The sequence below is a fragment of the Thomasclavelia sp. genome, assembly GCF_047249845.1.
Taxonomy (GTDB): domain Bacteria; phylum Bacillota_I; class Bacilli_A; order Erysipelotrichales; family Coprobacillaceae; genus Thomasclavelia.
Genome location: NZ_JBKTWO010000011.1, coordinates 31,681 through 54,723, shown reverse-complemented (window position 1 = coordinate 54,723; position 23,043 = coordinate 31,681). Strand labels below are relative to the sequence as shown.

The following is a 23,043-nucleotide window of genomic DNA, read 5'->3' as shown; positions in this document are numbered from 1 at the left end:
ATTAATCTAAAAAATTTGCTTCTTTTCATTACATAATGAATAATTTTCAGATAATGAAAATCAATTTTCAACATATGAAAATTATTTTCAAAATTATATGATATTATAATTGTGTCCCAAATATCTATAATAGTATTCGTTTTCCCGTATAGAATACAGATATTAAAAGCCCTTTGTCCCAAAAGGGTTTTTTCCTTGTATAAAAAGTTTTTTATAACCTTTCTATAATATCTAATTTTTATAAATAAAATTATTTAAATATCTTTGAACCTAAATAATATAATAGTAATATTTTATTAATAGATTATTTTTATAATTATTAATTTAAATATAACCCATAGTCTATTTAAGATATATCTATATAATATAAAAGGCACTTTCGTGCCAATATATATCTATAATATTATCTAAATCTTCATCTAATATATCTTCATCCATATTACACTATAACTTTTTTTAATTTCTTTTCAAATTCCCGACGAGGAAACATTACTACTGCGCCACAGCCTAAACATTTGATTTTTATATCTGCACCCATTCTAATTATTTGCCATTGACTAGATTTTTTACATGGATGAGTCTTTTTCATTTCTACTATATCATTTAATTTATAATCCATATTATTCACCATTCCGTTTATAAAAAGCTTCAATAGTATTTTGCATTAACATTGTTATTGTCATTGGTCCAATTCCCCCAGGAACTGGAGTAATTGCTTTTACTTTATCTTTGACATCTTCAAAATCCACATCACCACATAATTTATTATTCTCATCACGATTAATCCCCACATCTAAAACAACAGCACCATCTTTTATATACTCATGATTAAAAAACTTCGGTTTCCCAATCGCAGCAATTAAAACATCAGCACGTGAACATACTTTCTTTAAATCTTTTGTTTTACTATGTGCTATTGTTACAGTAGCATTTTTTTGTAAACATAATAGAGCTACCGGTTTTCCAACAATATTACTTCTCCCTACTATAACAACTTCTTTACCACTTAAATCATAATTTATTTTTTCTAATAAAACTAACATTCCTTTTGGGGTACATGGTACCAAAGAATTTTGTCCTAAAAAAAGATTTGCTACATTATGGGGATGAAAACCATCAACATCCTTATCAAAGGAAATTGCATTAAGTACCTTTTCTTCACTAATATGCTTAGGCAATGGCAACTGCACTAAAATACCATCAACTGTTTCATCATTATTTAAAAGTTCTATTTCTTTTAACAACTGACTTTCACTAAATGATGAATCATGTTTTATAATTTTTGATTCAATTCCTATATAAGCACATCCTCGTTCCTTATTTCTTACATAAGTTAAGCTAGCTGGATTATCCCCTATCAGAATAACCACTAATTTAGGTATACGTGAATAATTTTCTCTTATCGTTTCAACTTCACTTTTTAATTGATCTTTAATTTTTAAAGCTATTTCTTTACCACTTATAATCATTGATAAATCCCCCTTAAACTATTAAATTCAATTATACCAAAATATCCTTCACATGCAACTACTAGATTATTTCTTTAAGATATTCCTGATACTTCATTAAAATCATCTCTAGTTGTTCATAAGTATCTATTTTTGATAATTCATTTTTTACTCTTGCAGAAGACTTTAAACCTTTGATATACCAAGGAGCATGTCCGCGCATTTGAAACATCGCCACCTTTTCAGGTTCTATTTCCATTAATCTTTTAGCATGTGCCAAGCACTGTGTGATTTTTTCTTGATAAGTTGGTTCACAAATTACTTGACCTGTTCGCAATGACTCTACCACTTGCTTGATTAACCATGGATTCCCTAAAGCTGCACGACCAATCATCACAGCATCTACCTTTGTTTCGGCAAGCATTTTACGAGCATCTTCAACAGTTTTTATATCACCATTGCCAATTACTGGAATATTTACCGCTTCTTTAACTTGACGAATAATTTCCCAATCAGCATATCCCTCATACATTTGTGAACGCGTTCTACCATGAATAGCAATTGCACTAGCACCAGCTTTTTCAATCAATTTAGCAACTTCAACAGCATTAATATGTTCTTTATCAAAGCCGCTGCGAATTTTTACTGTAACCGGTTTTGATACATTTTCAACAACTCCTTTGACAATCTCATAAATTTTATCTGGATACAATAACAGCTTACTGCCTGCATCAGCTTTTAATACTTTATTTACAGGACATCCCATATTAATATCAATAATGTCACAATTAGAATGCTCATCAATATATTTAGCTGCTTTGACCATTGTTTCTACTTCACCACCAAATAATTGAATACTAACAGGATGTTCTCCTTCATCAACCTGAAGCATATCAATCGTTTTATTATTTCCATAACATAGCGCTTTATCACTAACCATCTCAGAATAAACTAATCCAGCACCAAAATCTTTAATTATTTTTCGAAAAGCCATATTAGTAATACCTGCCATTGGCGCCATTACAACTTGATTTTCAATTTCAATATTTCCTATTTTAAACATTAACTCACTCCTCAATGGTATCTTATCAATTATTTAAAAAAAAAGAAATATAAATGTTTAAAAATCTTTAACCTGTTCATAATAATTACAGATAACTTACACTTCCCCGCTATTTTCCTCCCCGAAATAGACGTAAGTTATCGAGTTAGTTATATTCCTAAATATGTTGGTAAACCAACTAAAAGAAAGGCTTCCCCCGCCTTTCTTTTATTTTAAATAATCTTTAAACTATAAAAAAAGAAAATGTAATATTTTCTCTTCTATATCTTATCAACAATTTCTTTCAGTTCTTCCTCACTGAAATTATACTCTGTATTACAAAACTGACAATGAAGCTGACAACCATGATCCTTTTCAATCATTGAATTTAACTCATCTTTACCAATAGTAATCAGTGCTTTAGAAAGTTTATCTTTAGAACAATCACATTTAAAAAATAAATCCTGTTTTTCTGTAATCTCAACATCATCAAATAAAAGTTTCAAAATTTCTTCTGGAGTCTTTCCATTATTAATTAGTTGAGAAACAGGTGGACACTTTTTAACAACATTTTCTATATAAGTTATATCTTCTTCAGTAGCTTCTGGCAATAACTGAATAATAAATCCCCCTGAAGCCAAAATCTCATTAGTATCATTAACCAATACTCCAACTGAAACTACAGATGGCGTTTGCTCACTAACCGCAAAATAATAGCTAAAATCATCTCCAATTTCACCAGTTTGTAAAGGCACAGAACCTGTAAAAGGCTCTTTCAATCCCATATCTTTGATAACCTGTAAAGTACCTTCATGCCCCACAGCTACCCCTACAGCCAATTTACCGCTATCGTTATAAGTATAGTGAACTTCCGGATTAGCAACAAACCCTTTAATATTACCATCACCATTAGTAACGCTGATCATTGTTCCAATTGGACCTCCACCATTTATAACAACAGTCACTTTTTCATTATTTTTATTCATTTTAGCCATCATTAAAGTAGCAGACATCATCCTACCTAAAGCAGCTGAAGCTGTTGGCCATAAATTATGATCTTTTCTAGCAACATCAAGCAATTTAGTAGTATTACAAGCAAAAACTCGACAATTTTTACTATTTACCAAACCTCTAACTAAATAATCTTTCATATAAAATTTTCTCCTTATAAAAATACTGCAATCGATGATAAAATCATTGGTATAATCATACATAAAACAATAAACAATATAAATACTTTTTTGCTTCGTTCACTCATTTTCTCACCTCTAAATATGAAAAAAAGCGGTAACCGCTTTATTTCATATCATCTAATAAATCATCAGCATCATCAAATGAAGGTTTATTATCATCAATAGAATTATCTTCATTCGATAAATCATCTGAACTATGGTCAGCCGTTCCATCATGGCGGTCTAACATTTGACCTGTATTGAATAATGCTTCAATTTGTTCACCAGCCAATGTCTCATATTCTAATAAAGCATCAGCAATAGTTACCAATCTATCTTTGTTGGCTTCAATTATTTCTTTTGCCTTAGCATAACATTCATCAATAATCTTACGAACCTGAACATCAATTTCATATGCGATTTGACCAGAATGAGAATTACTATGTTGTGTATAATCACGGCCTAAGAATACATTCCCTTGTTCAGAATCATATTTAATTGGTCCTAATTCTGACATACCTAACTCTGTAACCATCATTCTTGCAATTCTTGTTGCTCGCTCAATATCATTATGAGCACCTGAACTTACATCTCCAAAGAAAATTTCTTCAGCTACACGTCCACCCATAAAACCTGCTATATTAGCTTCTAATTGTGCTTTAGTTTGAAAATAAGTTTCTTCTTTAGGGGTCATTAAGTTATAACCACCTGCCTGTCCACGAGGTACAATAGTAACTTTTTGTACTTTATTAGCATCTTCCAAAGTTAAACCTAACACAGCATGTCCAGCTTCATGATAAGCAACTAAGCGACGTTCTTTTTCACTATATTTACGTGATTTTTTAGCCGGTCCACCCATTACACGATCAACTGCTTCATCAATATCTGCCATTGATATAACTTTATGATCTTCACGAACAGCTAATAAAGCTGCTTCATTTAATACATTTTCAAGCTCAGCTCCTGAAAAACCTGGTGTTCTTTGAGCAATATTACTGAAATCAACATCTGGAGCAAACTTTTTATTACGAGCATGTACTTTTAAAATTTCTGTACGTGCATTTTTATCAGGATTAGCAACCTGGATTTGACGGTCAAAACGTCCTGGGCGCAATAATGCAGGATCTAAAACATCAGCACGGTTAGTTGCTGCTAAGATGATAATTCCTTCATTACCACTAAACCCATCCATCTCAACTAATAACTGGTTTAATGTTTGTTCACGTTCATCGTGTCCACCACCCATACCAGTTCCTCTTTGGCGACCTACAGCATCGATTTCATCAATAAAAATAATACATGGAGCAGTTTGTTTAGCCTTTTTAAACATATCTCTTACACGTCCTGCACCAACTCCGACAAACATTTCTACAAACTCAGAACCTGAGATTGAATAATAAGGTACACTAGCTTCACCAGAAACAGCTCTTGCAAGTAATGTTTTACCTGTACCTGGTGGTCCAACCAATAATACCCCTTTTGGTATACGGGCTCCCATCTGTGCAAATTTCTTAGGATTTTTCAAAAAAGCAACTAATTCTTTCAGTTCCTCTTTTTCTTCATCTGCACCAGCAACATCAGAAAATTTAGTTGTTTGATTTTTCTCTAATTTAGCTCTTGAATTACCAAAATCAAAAGCTTTAGCATTTCCACCACCTTGAGACATCATTCTAAAAATAAAGAACATACCTCCAAGTAATAGTACATATGGTAGAATATTCGCTATGATTCGCATAAACATACCGCGATCATTAGCATCTACAATTGTTGTTTCAATTCCTTTTTCATTTAATAGTCCTGTTAATGATTGCATCTCTGCTTCAGTATTAGGAATTGTTGTAGTAAACTCAACCTCTGTTGATTTACCATCACTTTTCTTTGTATACTTACCTGAAACATCAACTACTAAAGAAGAAGGAACTATCTCAACTTCCTTAATCTTTTCATCTTGTACTACTTCCACAAACTCACTATACTTAATTTCTTTACTGTTACTTTGATTCATAAAAGTAACCAGTCCCCCAATTAAGATTAACACTAATAGCCAGGGAAGAATTGACTTTAATAATCCATTCTTATTGTTCATAAACTCTCCTTACTTATAACACTCTTCTTTTAAAATGCCAATATATGGTAATTGGCGATACCTTTCGTTAAAATCCAATCCATAACCAACAACAAAAGCATTAGGAATTGTAAATCCAATATAATCAGCTTTCATATCAATAACTCGTCCTTCTGCTTTATCTAACATCGTTACAATTTTCACACTATTAGCTCTACGTTTTAAGAGCATTTCTTTAACATTGTATAATGTTTTTCCTGTATCAAGAATATCTTCAACAATTAAAATATTTTTACCAGTTACATCTTCCTTTAAATCTTGTTTAACAACAAGTGTTTTTGACTCAACACCATCATAACTGCTAACATTCATATAATCAAATGTTACATCACTATTTAAATGTTTCGAAAGTTCTGCCATGAAAGGAACAGATCCTTTCAACAATCCTACCAATAAGACTTCTTTACCTTCATAGTCTTTATCAATAATCTTTCCTAACTCTTTACATTTAGCACTAATTTGCTCTTCTGTAATTAAGATTTCTTTTATATTCTTATGCATCATGTTCACTCCTAATCATATATGCCTATAATTTTACCACATATAAATTAGGTTTTGAATATAAATACCTAATATTTTTTGCAAGATGTGGTACAAGAATAATCATTCCCTGACTATTTTCTACAACCGGCCAAGTCTCTCTTTTACTTTTAGGAATTTTATTATCAATATATAGACGCGATACTTTTTTAGTCCCACCTGCAGTATTAATTACATCTCCAGGCCGAGATGACCTTATCGTAATAGGAAAATCCTCTTTTGTCAAATAAATACCTTCATTTAAATGACCTACTTCGCTTAAATAAAAGTGCTCATGTTTATCATAAACTAATTGCTCATATTTTAAACAATAGCTTATGCTATTTTTCAATTTTGAAACATGTATATTATTATATTCTTTTATGAACCTAATATTAACAGGTAAATCCATTTTAATATTTGGTTTGTTACTTTTAATTTGTTTAATAACCTCTTTAATTAAAGAATCACTGATTAAAGGTGGATAAACGATTTCTTTAATTATTTCATAGATAAATTCCTCTAAAATATCTTTTGGAATTATCTGATAATCAATCTTATTTTGGTCATGATACAAGTCAAGATACTTTTTTAATTTTTCTACATTACTTAAATATCTCTGATTATGCAGTTTTGCATTATATAATAAATCATTTATCTGTTGCTCTGAATATTTTTTAAGTGTTATATTGCGAACAAAATCACGAGTAAACTCAGTTTCAAAATTTGTATAATCATCACGATATCTAACATTGTTATCATGACAATAATCTCGTAATACTTGTTTTTTAATATTTAAAAATGGTCTTAAAATAGTTAATCCACAAACTTCGCTAATATCTTTAATTCCTAAGTAGCCTTTTGTATTATGACGTTGTATCTGCATAATTATATTTTCAATTACATCATCTAAATGATGGGCTAAAACAACTTTCTTAACCCCATATTTACAAGCAATTTGGTAATAAAATTCATAGCGAAGTTTTCTTGCCTGACTTTGAAAATTATCTTTTCTATACTCTTTTTTATTTATTTCGCGAACATAACAAGGTATTTGATATTTACTACAGTACTGTAAAACTGTTTCTTGATCAAGATCACTATCATCTCTTAAGTGATAATTAACATGGCAAACAACGATTTTAAACCCTTTTTTATACATATTATCTAATAAAGCCATTGAATCACAGCCTCCAGATACACCTACCACATATAATTGATTTAAATCTAATAGTTTTTCTATATCTATCATTTCATCACCTCAAGTATCTTCACTATTATAACAAATAATCCTTTTAATAACATACTAATTTTAAACTTTCATAGAAAAAGATCGTTAATAAACGACCTAATTTAAATCCTCAGCTGTTTTGACTATTTTAATCACAACAATACTTATATCATCTAGATTATTTTCTTCCAAGACTTGATTCATTAATAAAGTTGAAATCTCTTGGGGATGTAACTGATTAAATAGTTTAATATTTTTATTAATAATTTGTTCAAATCTCTCCCCTGTTCCATCACTAGACATAATAATAAGATCATTATTATTTAATAACATTTCATAACTTGCCATTTTTAATTTAGAAACAATTCCCACTGGTAAAGAATTAGTAGCAATTTTTTCAACAATCCCATTTCTAATATGATAGCTTGGATTAGCACCATATTTGATTAATTTCATTTTTGCATTAGCAAGATTAATATTGCATAAATCTAATGTTGTAAACATATCATTTCTATTTTTTATTTTTAATAAAGCATTAATAGAGTCAATAGTATCTTTTAAACTTATTCCATTTAAAATCAATTTAGATAAAACTTCTAGCGTTAGTTTACTTTCAGCAGCTGCCATTTTACCTTGTCCCATTCCATCACTCAATGCTAAATAATGAAGATTATCCTGATGAAAGGCACTAAAAGAATCTCCACAATTTAATGGTTCTAAAGAATATTGTTGAAACCCAAATTGCAAAGAATAATTTTGCTGGTGTTTTAAGACTACTGATGTATATCCCAAATGATGCATAGAATCTTGTATCGAAACAACCTCTAATGATTCATTTAAATAATTTTCAATAATAGGAACAAGTTCATTTATTACCTCATTACTATTTATATCCATTAATCCTATTTCTATTGTATAAACATCTAATGATATTTGATGTTTATACAAATATGTAATATTAAATTGATATCCTAATAAATGTTCTTTTAATTGATCATCACCAAATGGCATTTCTTCTAATGAATTACTAAAATTATCAAAAACTTCACTTAATAATGAAAATTCATAAAATAAATCTTTTTTCAAATGAGAATTTTCTTGATTAACTCTTTTTATTTTTTCATAACTTTCCTTATATTCACTAATTCCATTTAAAAACTTATTTGGACTAATACAATTACTTTTTATATATTTTAAATCTTCATCACTATATTTTGATTTAAAACCCTTATTTATCAACTTACCCAATCGACTCACGCTGCCATCACGATAAAAACACAAATCACGGCTAGGACAATGTAAACATACATCTTCATAGACATATCCAACGAATTCTCCTACATTAACATTACGGTTTGCTTCTTGAAATATACTTGTCAATTGTTTAAATAAAGAGGCGAATGTATTAGCACGTTGAATTAATTTATTACGACTAGTAATATTTTTATAATCCTCACTAAGCAATTTTGGTTTACGTTTGAAAGTAGGAATGAATAAAAATAAAGCTGCACTTACTATTATAATAAAATTATGATAGTAATAATCATACTCTATAAAAAATGGAAGAATTAAATGACTTAAAATATACAATGTTGAACAAACTAATTTGTTTTGGGGTTTATACATAAAGAAAATACTAAAAGGAAGGATTAATGATAGTATTTCATCTTTAAGTAAAGGATTAATAAACATTAATATGATTGATATATATAAAATTGTGGGCATAGTACTATTTATATTTAAATAAAATACACTTAATAATAAATAGAACCGAAGTAATATCATCATATACACTTGATTTACTTCCACTAATGAAATGATGGCTAGCATTATCATCACTGAAAGAATCATCATTCGTTTATTTGTATATACTTCAATTGTGTTATGAATAAAGATAGGGACCACTTCTAAGCATAATAAACTATGTATTAATGTAAAGGATAGGATTACTAATACTTCTATATAGTTATATTTATATATGTATAAAAAAATTAAACTTACTAAAGTAACTATAAGGGCAATATATTTACTTTTAACAAATTTAAAATGCATCACTATTTGCATAAGTATTATACTAGTAAGAGAAATTAGTAATAACATATAGTTTTCGTAGGACAGGTATGTTGTTAAAACTAATGCACTTAAATATACAATTATATGCCGGTATCCACATATAAATGATATTACTAGCATAGGGATTACAAAACATAATGATGTATCATATATTTTTATTAAGCTTAGAAAGAGGGTTAATCCAAAAATTGAAATATAAGTCATTCCAATATTCTTTATTTTTGTTTTAGTCTTTTCTACTGACAAATCCATTTCATTCACCTCGTACTATTGATTATATGAACTTATCAATAAATAATTTGTCGTTTTTTAATCTTAATTACAAACATCTAAATAATTTCGTATAAATTAAACTACTTTTTTCAAATATTAGTAAAAAAATTAGAAAATTAGTCAAACTAATGACTATCAACATCTAACACTTATTAAAAATTTCCTTCCAACACACATCTATCAAATAAGTAATATTATAAGAAAGTCCTTTTTATTACTTTCAATATTTTTTTCATCTGCGTCTTTTTATAATTTTTTCTTTCTCATATACTATTTTCTACTCAAAATTTAAAGAAATATTTCTGTAAAGTTGTTTGAAATATTTTTATTTCCTCATTAAATCAAAATCATTTTTTTAACCATCTAAATTACAAGCCAATATTTTCTATATTTGCAATAACTACAATCGTGAAATTTGCTTAAATTAAAAAAACGTTAAACTATTGTAAAAATAATAATTAACGCTTTTATAACCTTACCTATATTATAGCTCCAATTTAAATCCTATATCGCCCATTACAATAGATTTTTCATATTGGATAAACCCCATTTTTTTTAATAATCTAATTGAACGAAAATTATCACTATAAACATGAGCAAAAACCCTTTTAAATTTATAATCATTTTTGAGTATATCAAGTAACACTTTAAATGATTCTGTTGCATATCCACAATGCCAAAAATCACTATCAAATGTATAACCAATAGTTACTGAAGTAGGCTCAATAACTTCTAAAAAATAATCGCCTATCAAGTAATTATTATTCTTTAATACTACTCCTAATTGATAACTGCCTCTTGTCCCATCAAAAGGATGCTCTAAACAATATTCAATTCTTTTAACTGCTTTATTATATGAATATCGCCACCACGATTGGTAGAATGCTACCTCTTTTTTATTACGATACTCGCTTAAACGTTTAGCATCAGACATATCTAATTCTCTAATTATTAAACGTTGGGTTTCAATACTCTCCATTTAGACACCTCACTGCTAACTATCATAACATAAACCAAACAATTATTTTAGTTTTTTATAGCATATTTAATCGTATTTATTAAATGTTTTATAGTAATTATAGGATATTTAAATAATATTCTCTTTCCCGAATATTTCATTACCTTTTTAATTCTTTGACGATATTCTTTTTGATAGCAATGAATTGGACATGATGAACAAAATGTCTTTTCATCTTTACGAGGACAGTATTCAATTCGTTTAAAAGCATAATTTCTTAATTCACTTAAATCAACTTTATTTCCATCTTCATAAATTTTAATCATTATACTAATTAATTCTTTTTCTTGATCTGTCGTCATTAACTTTGTCGCCCCTGCTCTATTTTAATAATTCGATTACATATTTTTAAAGAAGATGGTCGATGACTAACCATAATAATAGTTTTACCCTCACTGTTATCGCTTAACGATTTTAATACTAAAGCTTCATTCAAACTATCAAGATTACTTGTTGGCTCATCCAATAGAATTAAAGGAGTATCGTGTAAAAAAGCTCGTGCTAATGATAATCTTTGCAATTGTCCTCCAGATAGCGACTGATAAAGACTTCCAATCATTGTTTTATAGCCGTCTTTTAAACTAATAATGAATTCATGGAGATTAGCTTTTTTACAAGCTTCAATCACAGCCTCATCACTAGCCTCCATTCCTAGTTTAACATTATTGATAATGCTATCATTAAAAATATATGTATCTTGTGTAACGTAACTAATTAATTTTGCTAATGAATCACTTTGCCATGTTTTGATATTATGACCATTAATTAAAATCTCTCCATCAGCTGGATCATAAAAGTGCATCAACAATTTCAATAAAGTTGTTTTTCCACTTCCACTCCGTCCCTCAATACCAATTATTTCACCTGGTTCGATATTTAAATTAATTTTATTCAAGATTGTTTCATTGTCATATTTAAACGTTACATCTTTAATTTCAATCTTTCCAAGAAGTCCTTGATATCCATTGATTACAGCTTCAACCTGAGGTTTTTCATCCAGTAAATCAAGAACACGATTTCCACTTGCAAACGTAATAACTAAATTATGCGCTAACGAAGATAATGCCAAGACTGGTCCAAACGATGCCATTAAAGCAATCGTACTAATTAAAACTCCAATAAAATCAATTGCTCCTTGGCAATATAAATAGTACCCTAATATAAACATAGCTAGTGAAAATAAACTAACACAAATATCCCCAATCATTCGATATTGACCTTCAAGATCTTTTAATTCTTCATTCAGATCATTTAATGACTCACTTTTATTTTGAATTTCATCTAAACGCTGATTCCCACAAGAAAATTGATCAATGATTCTTAAACCATGAATTGATTCAAGTACATAACTCGTATATTTACCATAATCATTGCGATAATTTAATCCTTTATTACCTGATATTTTTCCAACAATTAATGGTATGACTGCCCCAATAAATAAATAAGCCAGCATCGCTAAAAACGCTAAAGCCAAATGAAACTTACCAATATAAACAATCATAGTAGTCGAAACAATCAAAGCAATCATTACCGGTGAAATTGTATGAGCATAAAATACTTCCAATAACTCAACATCACTAGTAATCATTGCAACTAAATTACCCTGATCTTTTCCATCAAGTTTCGCTGGTGCCAATTTTCGAAGTTTTGCAAACACAATATCCCTAATCATTGCCAGTAATTTAAATGCGATAAAATGATTACACCACTGTTCACCATAACGAAAGAAACCACGTAAAATACCACAAGCAATCAATAAATACAATAATCCTATAAATGTCTCTTTATTAATCACTTTAATAACTATCTCACCTGCAATAACAGTTAAAAATATTGCTGCTAAATATCCAATGACCCCTAAAATAATTGCACCTAGCATGATTAACAGCATTGATTTTACTAAAGCAATTAAACTAATTACAACTTTTAAGTTACTACGCTTTGGCATTTATCATACCTCCATAATTCTCAATTTCTTTTTGAGTATTGACTAATTCAGAATACTCTTGATTAGTCTTCATTAATTCATCATGACGACCATAACCAATTAACTTGCCATGACTTAAAATATAATTACATTTACAATTTTCAACACTCGCAAGACGATGAGAAATTAAAATAACAATTTTTTCATCTTGCATCTGCTCAATCAACCTCATGATTATTTCTTCACTTTCAATATCAATATTTGAAGTTGCTTCATCAAAAATATATACTTTAGTATCATGTAACAATGCTCTAGCAATACTTAAACGTTGTTTTTGACCACCTGATAAATTATTTCCTCGTTCTTCAATTTTACTATCTAAGCCATTAACACCTTTAAAATAATTCCATAAATTTACTTTTTTTAATACTCCAATCATTACAGCATCACTTGCATTCAAATATCCATCCAATAAATTGCTGCGTACAGTTCCTGCAAAAATATATGGATCATGTTCAACCATCGTAATTTGCTGCATTAAACAATGATGTTTGATCTGATTAATTTGTTTTCCATTATACATTAACCTACCTTCATAATGATCATAATAACCCATTAATAACTTAGCAATTGTACTTTTTCCACTTCCTGAACTTCCCACAACACCATAAATTCCTGGTTCATCAATTTTTAGATTGATATTATTTAATACAACCTTTTTATTATACCCAAACGATAACTCAGCTATTTCAATTTTATTAATACTATCTATTTCTAATTCTTTATTATCATTGATTGGCGTATCTAATAATCTAAAAATCTTATCACTTGCAGCATTTCCATTCATTGCAATATGAAAAAATGATCCTAACAAGCGTAAAGGAATAAAAAATTCAGCTGATAGCATTATCATCATAAAGGTTTCACCAAGATTAATTGAACCTGCTTGATAACTATACAATGAAATAATAATTCCTAATGCTGCCCCACCATAAGCAACTAGATCCATAATACTAATTGAATTTAACTGCATTACTAAGACTTTCATTGTAATACTTCTAAAACGTTGGGCCTCTTCATTCATTTCAATGTGTTTTACTTGATCACCTTGATAGCCTTTCAAAGTTGTTAGACCGCGAACATTATCCAAAAAACGTTCCGCCAAGTTTCCATAAAGACCCCAATATTTATTTAACAGCCTTTTAGCAAATTTTTGCACTAAAACAATTGATACAGGTATCAAAGGGACACAAACAAACAATACTAATGCTGCTTTAAATTCAACTTGTCCTAAAATTACAAATAAAGTAAGTGGAGCTAACATACTATAAAAAAACTGTGGTAAATACTTACCAAAATAAATCTCTAACTGCTCAACTCCTTCACTCATTAATTGTGTCAATGAAGCCGTACTAATAACATCATTATAATGATTGTTTAATAACAATACTTTTTGATAAATATCACATCTAAATTTCCCTTTAATATTTTTTGCAGCCTTAAATGAATAAGATGAAACTAATTTACTAAAATACCCTTTGACTATAATTAATACTACAATTATCGCTATCTTAACAATAAAATTACTAACTTCTCCACCATCGTACAATTCATTTACCATATTAGCAATAATTGCAATAATTATAACTTGTCCAATTAAAGTCAACCATTGCATCAAAACCTGTAAATAAATATACTTTTTATCCTCTTTTAAATAACTTACCAATCTTTTATTAATCATTTCTCACTTCTTTAATTGTTTTAATTCGAAAAGCAAAATAGTAATACTTAAAGATCACTAATAAAACAATCATTATCCTTCCATAAATATTATTCATCATTAAAAACGCAATCAGCAACATCATACTTGCAAATGATAATAACATTACTTTAGTTCGTAATGTCATTGCCCCCTTAGTTACAAAATCATCAAGATGATTTTGATATATTTTAGTTCCTTCAAACCAAACTTTAGCTCGAGTAGAACTTTTAGTAAAAAAGAACATCGCCGCTAAAAGAAATGGTGTTGTTGGTAAAACTGGTAAAACAATACCAATCATCCCGATTCCAGTGAATACCATTCCAAGTATAAAATATAGATATTTCATATCGTTCTCCTTATGTTATATTCGTCTAACATACTTTAACATTTACTTTAAAGTTTTTCAATAAAAAGTTAGTCTCATTTAACAATAAAACGGTTAATTTAACTATTTTCGAAAATAGACACATGAAATTATTAATTTTAAATGATATAATATATGATATCTCAACGTGTAGTTTAAAGGAACGTAAGTCCAGTTGTAACTACATGTTTTTAATTTAAAAGGAGGAATTTATATGTATGAAATTGGTGATATAATTTTATATGGGCATGAAGGAATTTTTAAAGTCAAAGATATCCTAACTCGTAAAACAAATAATATTAATAAACAATATTACCAGCTATCTCCATTAGATAATAATATTACTATTTATGCACAAATTGATAATATGTATTGTCTATCAAAAATGCGTAAAATATTATCCAAAGATGGCATATATAAACTAATTAAAGCAATGCCCAATAATGAAACAATTTGGATCAATGATAAAAATATACGCAAACAAAAGTATAATGATATTATCAGTCATGGTAACCATGAACAATTAGTTAAGTTAATTAAGACTTTATATTTAAATAAACTTGAACAAGAAAAAAAAGGAAAAAAATTTCATCTACAAGACCAGTATCTTTTAGATACAGCAGAAAAAATACTTTATGATGAATTTTCCATAACCCTTAATTTAAAACCTGAACAAGTTTTACCATTTATTTTGAATACTATTGAATTTAGTGAAAAATGAGGTGTTTCTATGTATAATATCAATGATTTTATTATTCATAAAAATAATATTATTTATCAGTTAATAAAAATTAATGCTCATACCTGCTCATTAATAAATATTCACAACCAAAAAGTAATTACTGCCAATATTAATGAGATCGTACGTAAAGTTTTAACCGTAGATGAATTAATGGAAGTAATTGAGCGTATTCCATATATCCGCACACTCAAAATAACAAGTGAACGTAATCGTCAAGAACTTTATCAAAAATCAATGAACAAATATGATGAAATCGAATGGATAAAATTAATTAAAACTATTTATATTCGAATTAAACGAAATCAAGCTCAAGATTATGAACAAGAATATTTTAAAACTGCTCAAAATATTTTTCATGATGAAGTAACTCTACTTTTAAAGATTTCATTTGATGATGTTGAAACATATATTAAAAATAAAATTATGGAATTCTGAAGCATCGACACTATTATCATAAGCTCTTTTTCACTTTACTTTTTTGTTTAAGTTAACTCATGTTATATACTATAATAAAATTTCATTATAATAATTGTTACTATTAAAAACATTTCTCTAATACTTGTTGATACAAAATTAATTGTCTAATCTAGTCAAAATTATTATACAATAAAAGCACCTCTCGGTGCTTATTTAAGATTACGATAAATAAATAACATACGATCTTTTCCGTTAATATCTTTAATGATTTCATGACAATCATTAGGGAAGTACTCTTGCAAAGCTTCTTCCATTAATTCCCGCTGATCAAATCCCATTTCAAAGGCTAATAAAGCTCGCTTTTTTATCAACTCATTTACTCCTTGAAAAATCTTACGGTAAAAATACAGGCCATCATTCCCACCAAACAGCGCAACATGGGGTTCATTATCTTTTACCATTGCCTCAATTTTTTGTTCTTGAGGAATATATGGGGGATTAGAAACAAAAATATCAACTTTAATTTCCTTTTCCAATAATGGTTGTAACATATCCCCAACCAAAAACTCCACTTCAGCTTCAAGACTCTTTGCATTATCTTTAGCAACTTCGATTGCCTTATCAGAAATATCTGTTGCATAAACTTTTAAACGTGGCTCTTCTAATGCCAAACTTGTTGCAATTGCTCCACTACCTGTTCCTACATCACAAAGAGTAATGTTTTCATAGTCTGCAAAGTAATCATCAATACGATATAAAATATTTTCAACTAACTCTTCTGTTTCATAACGAGGAATTAAAACATTTTCATTAACTTTAAAATCTCTACCAAAAAATGTTTCAACTCCTTTAATATATTGAATTGGTTTACCTTGATAATACTCTTCCATTCCAGCTAAAAATTTAGCTTCTAATTCTTCATTTACTTCTTCATCATACATTAAATATAGTTCATGAGGTTGTTTATTAGCCAGATGATAAAATAACACCTTTGCAACATTGACATCCTGATTGTAATCATCTAACTTGCTTTCAGCTAATTTAATTAGCTCTTTTACTGTTGGCATTAATGTTGTCCTTCCATTTTTAGACGTTGATCCTCATTTATTAGAGCTGTGATAATATCATCTAGCTTACCTTCGATGATTCGATCTAATTGTTGGATCGTTAGACCAATTCGATGATCTGTTACACGATTTTGTGGATAATTATAAGTTCTAATCTTTTCTGCTCGATCACCTGAACCAACTTTACTTCTTCTTTCACTTCCAACTTGCTCATCTTGCTGCTGTTGGTAATGGTCATAAATTCTGGCAATTAATGCTTTCATTGCCTTATCTTTATTATCATGTTGTGAACGTCCATCTTGACTAGCAGCTACAATTCCAGTTGGAAGATGGGTAATTCTTACAGCAGAATCTGTTTTATTAATATGCTGTCCACCTGCTCCACTAGCACGATAAGTATCAATTCTCAAATCATTTTTATTAATTTCAACATCTACTTCTTCAACCTCTGGCATAACCAAAACTGTAGCGGTAGAAGTATGAACACGCCCCTGTGTCTCTGTTTTTGGTACTCTCTGGACACGATGAGAACCAGATTCAAATTTTAATTTACCATATACACCTTCACCTTTAACCATAAAAGAAATTAAAGAATAACCACCTGCTTCAGCATCTATTGCTTCCATTACTTCAATTTTCCAACCTTGTGATTCAGCGTATTTAACATACATGCGATATAAGTCTCCAGCAAAAATATTACCTTCATCACCACCGGCAGCACCACGAATCTCCATAATTACATCTTTATTATCATTTGGATCTTTTGGAATTAATTCAATTTCTAACTTTTTAATAATTTCTGGGAATTTTTCTTCTAGCTCTGCTAATTCTAGTTTAGCTAATTCTTTGATCTCTGGATCAGATTCTTTGGCTAACTCTTTAGCATCTTCAATTCCAGCTTCAATTTCTTTATACTCCTGATATAAATCATATGCTGTTTGTAATGACGCTTGTTCTTTTGTAACCTCCGTCATTTTTTTTATATCACTTCCAATATCAGGATCCATCAGCATATGTCCTAATTCTTCATATCTGTTTTCCATTGTTTTTAAACGATCTAACATGCTTTCATTCATGATTTATACCTCCAAACCTATCATATTATATACTAAACATCGAAAATAAGCAAAATATATTTTATTTGATTTAATCTTGGTTTTTTTATAAATAAAATAATTTCAAAAAAAATATATATTATATTATAGTTCACATTGAGTTCACCTAATCGTTTTATTATATAGGTGTAGTAAGAAAACTACCCCTCCCTTTAATCATAAAAAACGAAGACAAGTTACATTAGGTAACTTGTCTTTATTTTATCATAAAAAATGATTATAATTTTGTATAACAACTAAAATCTTATAAAACTTAATACCACTATTAATAGAACGAAAAAGCGTTAGTCAATAAATCAGTGATTAAATGATTTATAAACTACGCTTTTATCATATTATTTAAAAATCAAACTTATTAGGTTTATCTTTCACCTCATGACAATGTCGACATCTAGGCTCATAATGTTCAACTGCTCCAACTAATACGATTGGATCATCAAATGAAGCGGGTTTTCCATCAACTAAACGTTGAGTCCGAGTTGCTGGAGCCCCACACTTAGCACAAACAGCTGTTAGTTTTGTAACAAACTCAGCTCTTGTAAGAAGCTCTGGCATGACTCCAAATGCTTCTCCTCTAAAATCTTTATCTAATCCTGCAACCATTACTCTAATTCCTTTATCTGCTAAATATTCACAAACATCAACAATATCTTTATCAAAAAACTGTACCTCATCAATTGCTACAACTTCTGTATCCACATCCACTTTTTTTAAAATATCTTGAGCTCTATCAACTACTAAACAAGGAACTTTAGCTCCCGAATGAGATACTATTTCTGTATCTGAGTAACGATTATCTACTTTAGGTTTAAAGACAATAATATTTTTATTAGCATAACTTAAAACATTGATTCTACGAATTAATTCTTCAGTTTTACCCGCAAACATACATCCACTAATTACCTCTAACCAGCCTTCACGATATTGATGGTACATCTATATCCTCCTTTTAACTTCTAAGATCTCGAACTCCTTCACCTGATCCATCTGGTCCCATTTGAGCCAAATCAGAAAAGCGACTATAATTTTTTTCAAATGCTAAATTAACTTCACCAGTTGCCCCGTTCCGGTGTTTTGCAATAATAATTTCTGTAAGTCCACTATCTTCACCTTCAGCAGGATCTTTATAATAGTCTTCACGATAAATAAAAGAAACAATATCAGCATCCTGTTCAATAGCCCCAGATTCTCTTAAATCGGACATCATCGGTCTTTTATTAGGACGTTGTTCAACTGAACGTGATAACTGTGACAGTGAAATAATTGGCACCTCTAATTCTCTAGCTAATGCTTTTAAAGTTCTTGAAATCTCTGACACTTCCTGCTGTCTACTTTCACGATTTTTAGATGAAGATGTAATCAACTGTAGATAATCAATAACAATCATCCTTAAACCATGCTCTGTCTTTAATTTTCTACTTTTAGCAACAATATCATTTATCTTTATACCAGGACTATCATCTATATAAAGATTACATTTTGAAACTCTTTCTGCAGCAGCATAATATTTATTAGCATTAGTTTTTAATATTTCCCCAGTTCTCATTGATGAACCTTCGATACTTCCCATTGAACAAATAATACGCTGTACTAATTGTTCTGCAGGCATTTCCAATGAAAATATTGCTACTGGATCATCAGCTTTATATGCTGCATTGTGTGCTATATTTAAAGCAAATGCTGTTTTTCCCATTGCTGGACGAGCTGCTAAAATAATTAAATCCCCTTTTTGAAAACCAGATGTGATTTTATCAAGATCTCTAAATCCTGATCTAACCCCAGAAATATTACCATCAATTTTTTGCAATAAATTCAAACGATCTGTCACACTTTTAATAACATTTCTAATCTCTCTAAATTCACCGGCACTACGATCCTGTGTAACCTTTAGAATCGATTTTTCTGTTTCATCAATAAAGGAATCTATATTTTCAACATCATCATAAGCACTTTCAGCAATTCTTGTTGTTTCTCGTATAATCCTTCTAAGAATTGCTTTATTATGTAATATTTGTAAATAATAATCACTATGTGCTACTGTAGGAACTGATTCACTTAAACGTAATAAATAATCAACTCCACCTACCTTGTCCAATTGATTATGATCCATAAGATAAGATGTTACCGTGGTAACATCTATAGGTCTACTTTCTTCATTAATAGAACTCATGGCTCTAAAAATTGCTTGATGAGTATCATCATAGAAATCATCTTCAACTGTTTTATTTAAAATATCAATACATTTATCTTTTGAGATCAACATAGCTCCAAGTAACGAGCGTTCAGCTTCTATATCATGAGGATATTCTCGATTTGCCATATTACTCTCCTATTGTTCTTTTAAATGTACGTTTATAGTTGCAACTATACCTTTATATAAGTCAACTTTTAATTTTGTATAACCAAGTGCACCAATTGGATGAGCATCTATAAACTTTCTTTTATCAATTCTTATATCATATTTATTTCTTAATTGTTCTACGATTTGTTTTGTTGATACACTACCAAAAGTTTTTCCATCTTTTCCAGATTTTAAAGTAAATTCTAAAGTAATCTCCTCAATTTGTTTAGCCAATTCTCTTGCTTTTGCTTGATTTTCTAAATCTTGTTGATGTTTAGCCTCTTTTTCAACTTCAACAATTTTACGACTTGTATTAGTTTCCAAAACAGCTAACTTATTCTTAATTAAATAATTTTGACCATAACCATCCGAAACTTTTACAGAATCACCTTTTTTTCCTAACTTCTTTACATCTTGTAATAAAATAACTTTCATTATTCACTCTTCCTTTCATCTAAATACATATTTATAGCTTCTTCTAATAAATTTATACCTCTAGTAACATCTTCCATTTCCAACTGGCAGGCAGCCATTGAAAAATGACCTCCGCCCCCTAGTTTTTCCATAATTAATTGAACATTAACATCACGAGTACTTCTAGCACTTATTGACACCTCTTCTTTACCCGTTTTCCCAACTATAAAAACAGCCTTTACACCACTAATTCCTAATAACTCATTACCTGCTTTAGCTAATAATGTCCTACTATATATTTTATCAGGCTTACCAAAGGCAATCAAAATATCTTTTCCATATCTATATGCTGTTTGGGTAATTGATAATTTGGTTAAAGTAGTATCATAATCATCTTCTAAATATTTATAAGCTTCACCAACATTAGCTTGCAATTCTTTTAATTTAGCAGCTGCATGAAATGTCCTTGTTCCAACTCTTGTTCTAAAATAATTTGTATCTATTAACATTCCTGTATACATAATCGTTGCTTCACGCTCAGTTACGCATATTTCTTCTTTTTGATACTCAAATAACTCTACAATTAGTTCTACAGTAGACGAGGCAGCAGGCTCTAAATAAGTTAACAAGGGCAACTCAACAAACTCTTCGCCACGTCGATGATGGTCAATTACTACTTTATTTCTAACTATATCTAAAATATTACTATCTATTGCCAATGCTGGTTTATGATTATCTACAATGACCAGTAATGTATTATTCATATTTAATTCCTGTGCTCTTAATGGTGATATAAACACTCCACGATATCTTTCATCATCACGCAAATTTTTTGCAACTGTTTTTGTTTTTTCTTCCAATGAATCATAATCAATTATAATATATGTTTTCTTTCCATAAGCCTTACACATTGCATACATAGCAATTGATGCTCCAAAGGAATCAAAATCAGATTGTTTATGACCCATAATTAATACATTATCAGATTGTTTAATTATTCCTGCTAATGATTGAGCAATAACTCTAGCTCTAATCATATTAGACTTTTCATAACTTTCACTATTACCGCCAAAATATCTAATCGGTTCATCATTAGATTTTACTGTAGCCTGGTCGCCTCCCCGCGAATATGCAAGTGATAAAGCTGAAAAAGCTAACTCATCAAGCTCACGTAATATATTACTACCTCGACCAATACCAATTGACAAAGTCATTACTTGTCCCAGCTGTTCTGCCTGTTCTTTAAATATATCTAATATTTTAAACTTATCTTCTACTTGTTTACGATAGGTACGCTCATTAAAAACTGCTATATATCCATCACTTTTATAACGTTTCAGCACAACTCCATTATCTTTAGCCCAATCAAGAATTACTTGTCTCGAAGTCGATTGAATTGAAGCTGCAGTTTGTTCATCAGCTTGTTCAATTGATTCATCATAGTTATCAACTGTTATATAGGCTACACAAATTTGTTGATCTTCAAATTCTTTAGAAATGCCAATATAGTCACTGACATCTTTAAGATATAACATTCGACTTTCTTTACTATTATAAACCTCGAACTTACGGGAGTTAATATCCACAACTTTTATATCATCATCTTCAAATAATGAAGCAAGCAGCGGTTGCCACTCTAACAGTTTCTTTCCAACAATATTTATTTTCATTTCTGTAAATAAATCACTTATCCATGAAATATTACGATTTTCATCATACTTAATTAACCCTAAGCCTCCAAATATAAAAGCATTTTTAGCTTCATCATTTAATACTTCACTAACACTTATATTATTTTCATTTATTAAACTAGAAGAATAGAAAATCAGAGCCAACGTAATAATATTTTTAATAAAAATATATGTAGCCAACACTAAAGAAGTCTTACTTGAAATAAAGATATATCCTAGTAATCCTAAAACAAATTCAATTAGTAATACAATCACAATCCCATTTCTAAGCCTTGTCATCTTTACTGTCATATTACTCACCA

At 29.4% G+C, this 23,043-nt stretch carries 21 protein-coding genes; 2 read left to right on the top strand and 19 right to left on the bottom strand.

Annotated elements, in window-relative coordinates:
- Positions 1–439 precede the first annotated feature (439 nt).
- From ACLR9T_RS04590 to ACLR9T_RS04530, 13 genes are all read right to left on the bottom strand, one after another.
- Complete coding sequence (locus ACLR9T_RS04590) at positions 440–631, bottom strand: DUF951 domain-containing protein (protein WP_413108357.1); 192 nt, start codon at positions 629–631, stop codon at positions 440–442.
- Positions 621–1,469 carry a bifunctional methylenetetrahydrofolate dehydrogenase/methenyltetrahydrofolate cyclohydrolase FolD gene (gene folD / locus ACLR9T_RS04585; protein WP_413108356.1) on the bottom strand — a complete coding sequence of 283 codons (849 nt, stop codon included), beginning with the start codon at positions 1,467–1,469 and terminating at the stop codon, positions 621–623. The genes ACLR9T_RS04590 and folD overlap by 11 nt, the downstream gene beginning before the upstream one ends.
- Before the next feature lie 61 nt (positions 1,470–1,530).
- A complete protein-coding gene (gene dusB, locus ACLR9T_RS04580; RefSeq protein WP_413108355.1) occupies positions 1,531–2,511 on the bottom strand; it encodes a tRNA dihydrouridine synthase DusB in 981 nt (326 codons plus the stop codon).
- A gap of 260 nt (positions 2,512–2,771) precedes the next feature.
- Positions 2,772–3,641: an Hsp33 family molecular chaperone HslO gene (gene hslO / locus ACLR9T_RS04575; protein WP_413108354.1), complete on the bottom strand. Its 870-nt coding sequence runs from the start codon at positions 3,639–3,641 to the stop codon at positions 2,772–2,774.
- Positions 3,642–3,786: 145 nt separating this feature from the next.
- Complete coding sequence (ftsH, locus tag ACLR9T_RS04570; RefSeq protein ID WP_413108353.1) at positions 3,787–5,748, bottom strand: ATP-dependent zinc metalloprotease FtsH; 1,962 nt, start codon at positions 5,746–5,748, stop codon at positions 3,787–3,789.
- A gap of 9 nt (positions 5,749–5,757) precedes the next feature.
- The gene (hpt, locus tag ACLR9T_RS04565) at positions 5,758–6,288 is read right to left on the bottom strand and encodes a hypoxanthine phosphoribosyltransferase (protein WP_413108352.1); all 531 of its coding nucleotides are present in this window, start codon (positions 6,286–6,288) and stop codon (positions 5,758–5,760) included.
- Positions 6,289–6,313: 25 nt separating this feature from the next.
- Positions 6,314–7,558 (bottom strand): tRNA lysidine(34) synthetase TilS, encoded by a 1,245-nt coding sequence (gene tilS / locus ACLR9T_RS04560; protein WP_413108351.1) that lies wholly within the window; start codon positions 7,556–7,558, stop codon positions 6,314–6,316.
- 96 nt (positions 7,559–7,654) lie between these two features.
- Positions 7,655–9,163, bottom strand: a complete 1,509-nt coding sequence (locus ACLR9T_RS04555; RefSeq protein WP_413108350.1) for a SpoIIE family protein phosphatase — start codon at positions 9,161–9,163, stop codon at positions 7,655–7,657.
- Positions 9,164–10,367: 1,204 nt separating this feature from the next.
- A complete protein-coding gene (locus ACLR9T_RS04550; protein WP_413108349.1) occupies positions 10,368–10,862 on the bottom strand; it encodes a GNAT family N-acetyltransferase in 495 nt (164 codons plus the stop codon).
- A gap of 47 nt (positions 10,863–10,909) precedes the next feature.
- The gene (locus ACLR9T_RS04545; RefSeq protein WP_413108348.1) at positions 10,910–11,203 is read right to left on the bottom strand and encodes a nitrous oxide-stimulated promoter family protein; all 294 of its coding nucleotides are present in this window, start codon (positions 11,201–11,203) and stop codon (positions 10,910–10,912) included.
- On the bottom strand, positions 11,203–12,849 hold the full coding sequence (locus ACLR9T_RS04540; protein ID WP_413108347.1) for an amino acid ABC transporter ATP-binding/permease protein: 1,647 nt from the start codon (positions 12,847–12,849) through the stop codon (positions 11,203–11,205). The genes ACLR9T_RS04545 and ACLR9T_RS04540 overlap by 1 nt, the downstream gene beginning before the upstream one ends.
- Positions 12,836–14,569, bottom strand: coding sequence for an ABC transporter ATP-binding protein/permease (locus ACLR9T_RS04535; protein ID WP_413108346.1), 1,734 nt, complete (start codon positions 14,567–14,569; stop codon positions 12,836–12,838). The genes ACLR9T_RS04540 and ACLR9T_RS04535 overlap by 14 nt, the downstream gene beginning before the upstream one ends.
- Positions 14,562–14,936 carry a YbaN family protein gene (locus ACLR9T_RS04530; RefSeq protein WP_413108345.1) on the bottom strand — a complete coding sequence of 125 codons (375 nt, stop codon included), beginning with the start codon at positions 14,934–14,936 and terminating at the stop codon, positions 14,562–14,564. The genes ACLR9T_RS04535 and ACLR9T_RS04530 overlap by 8 nt, the downstream gene beginning before the upstream one ends.
- Positions 14,937–15,168: 232 nt before the next feature.
- Between ACLR9T_RS04530 and ACLR9T_RS04525 the strand changes: the two genes are divergently transcribed.
- On the top strand, positions 15,169–15,675 hold the full coding sequence (locus tag ACLR9T_RS04525; protein WP_413108344.1) for a CarD family transcriptional regulator: 507 nt from the start codon (positions 15,169–15,171) through the stop codon (positions 15,673–15,675).
- 9 nt (positions 15,676–15,684) lie between these two features.
- A complete protein-coding gene (locus ACLR9T_RS04520) occupies positions 15,685–16,131 on the top strand; it encodes a hypothetical protein (RefSeq protein WP_413108343.1) in 447 nt (148 codons plus the stop codon).
- 191 nt (positions 16,132–16,322) lie between these two features.
- On the opposite strand, the gene prmC is transcribed toward ACLR9T_RS04520, so the two are convergent.
- The 6 genes from prmC to ACLR9T_RS04490 all read right to left on the bottom strand — a co-directional run bounded on the left by prmC (position 16,323) and on the right by ACLR9T_RS04490 (position 23,032).
- Positions 16,323–17,180: a peptide chain release factor N(5)-glutamine methyltransferase gene (gene prmC, locus ACLR9T_RS04515; RefSeq protein ID WP_413108342.1), complete on the bottom strand. Its 858-nt coding sequence runs from the start codon at positions 17,178–17,180 to the stop codon at positions 16,323–16,325.
- Positions 17,180–18,256, bottom strand: coding sequence for a peptide chain release factor 1 (prfA, locus tag ACLR9T_RS04510; RefSeq protein WP_413108341.1), 1,077 nt, complete (start codon positions 18,254–18,256; stop codon positions 17,180–17,182). Before prfA ends, prmC begins: the two co-directional genes overlap by 1 nt.
- Before the next feature lie 378 nt (positions 18,257–18,634).
- Positions 18,635–19,231: a thymidine kinase gene (locus tag ACLR9T_RS04505; RefSeq protein WP_413108340.1), complete on the bottom strand. Its 597-nt coding sequence runs from the start codon at positions 19,229–19,231 to the stop codon at positions 18,635–18,637.
- Positions 19,232–19,244: 13 nt separating this feature from the next.
- The gene (gene dnaB / locus ACLR9T_RS04500; protein ID WP_413108339.1) at positions 19,245–20,615 is read right to left on the bottom strand and encodes a replicative DNA helicase; all 1,371 of its coding nucleotides are present in this window, start codon (positions 20,613–20,615) and stop codon (positions 19,245–19,247) included.
- Positions 20,616–20,624: 9 nt separating this feature from the next.
- A complete protein-coding gene (rplI, locus tag ACLR9T_RS04495) occupies positions 20,625–21,071 on the bottom strand; it encodes a 50S ribosomal protein L9 (RefSeq protein ID WP_413108338.1) in 447 nt (148 codons plus the stop codon).
- The gene (locus tag ACLR9T_RS04490; protein WP_413108337.1) at positions 21,071–23,032 is read right to left on the bottom strand and encodes a DHH family phosphoesterase; all 1,962 of its coding nucleotides are present in this window, start codon (positions 23,030–23,032) and stop codon (positions 21,071–21,073) included. Before ACLR9T_RS04490 ends, rplI begins: the two co-directional genes overlap by 1 nt.
- Positions 23,033–23,043: the final 11 nt, after the last annotated feature.

Bases quoted from the DNA above. Each gene is read 5' to 3' on its own strand.
- ACLR9T_RS04590 (WP_413108357.1), bottom strand. From the start codon at position 631: ATGGTGAATAATATGGATTATAAATTAAATGATATAGTAGAAATGAAA.
- hslO (WP_413108354.1), bottom strand. From the start codon at position 3,641: ATGAAAGATTATTTAGTTAGAGGTTTGGTAAATAGTAAAAATTGTCGA.
- ACLR9T_RS04520 (WP_413108343.1), top strand. From the start codon at position 15,685: ATGTATAATATCAATGATTTTATTATTCATAAAAATAATATTATTTAT.
- ACLR9T_RS04545 (WP_413108348.1), bottom strand. From the start codon at position 11,203: ATGACGACAGATCAAGAAAAAGAATTAATTAGTATAATGATTAAAATT.
- ACLR9T_RS04540 (WP_413108347.1), bottom strand. From the start codon at position 12,849: ATGCCAAAGCGTAGTAACTTAAAAGTTGTAATTAGTTTAATTGCTTTA.
- ACLR9T_RS04490 (WP_413108337.1), bottom strand. From the start codon at position 23,032: ATGACAGTAAAGATGACAAGGCTTAGAAATGGGATTGTGATTGTATTA.
- ACLR9T_RS04525 (WP_413108344.1), top strand. From the start codon at position 15,169: ATGTATGAAATTGGTGATATAATTTTATATGGGCATGAAGGAATTTTT.
- ACLR9T_RS04555 (WP_413108350.1), bottom strand. From the start codon at position 9,163: ATGTATAAACCCCAAAACAAATTAGTTTGTTCAACATTGTATATTTTA.
- prfA (WP_413108341.1), bottom strand. From the start codon at position 18,256: ATGAATGAAAGCATGTTAGATCGTTTAAAAACAATGGAAAACAGATAT.
- ACLR9T_RS04530 (WP_413108345.1), bottom strand. From the start codon at position 14,936: ATGAAATATCTATATTTTATACTTGGAATGGTATTCACTGGAATCGGG.
- tilS (WP_413108351.1), bottom strand. From the start codon at position 7,558: ATGATAGATATAGAAAAACTATTAGATTTAAATCAATTATATGTGGTA.
- dnaB (WP_413108339.1), bottom strand. From the start codon at position 20,615: ATGGCAAATCGAGAATATCCTCATGATATAGAAGCTGAACGCTCGTTA.
- folD (WP_413108356.1), bottom strand. From the start codon at position 1,469: ATGATTATAAGTGGTAAAGAAATAGCTTTAAAAATTAAAGATCAATTA.
- prmC (WP_413108342.1), bottom strand. From the start codon at position 17,180: ATGCCAACAGTAAAAGAGCTAATTAAATTAGCTGAAAGCAAGTTAGAT.
- ACLR9T_RS04550 (WP_413108349.1), bottom strand. From the start codon at position 10,862: ATGGAGAGTATTGAAACCCAACGTTTAATAATTAGAGAATTAGATATG.
- ftsH (WP_413108353.1), bottom strand. From the start codon at position 5,748: ATGAACAATAAGAATGGATTATTAAAGTCAATTCTTCCCTGGCTATTA.
- rplI (WP_413108338.1), bottom strand. From the start codon at position 21,071: ATGAAAGTTATTTTATTACAAGATGTAAAGAAGTTAGGAAAAAAAGGT.
- hpt (WP_413108352.1), bottom strand. From the start codon at position 6,288: ATGCATAAGAATATAAAAGAAATCTTAATTACAGAAGAGCAAATTAGT.
- ACLR9T_RS04505 (WP_413108340.1), bottom strand. From the start codon at position 19,231: ATGTACCATCAATATCGTGAAGGCTGGTTAGAGGTAATTAGTGGATGT.
- ACLR9T_RS04535 (WP_413108346.1), bottom strand. From the start codon at position 14,569: ATGATTAATAAAAGATTGGTAAGTTATTTAAAAGAGGATAAAAAGTAT.
- dusB (WP_413108355.1), bottom strand. From the start codon at position 2,511: ATGTTTAAAATAGGAAATATTGAAATTGAAAATCAAGTTGTAATGGCG.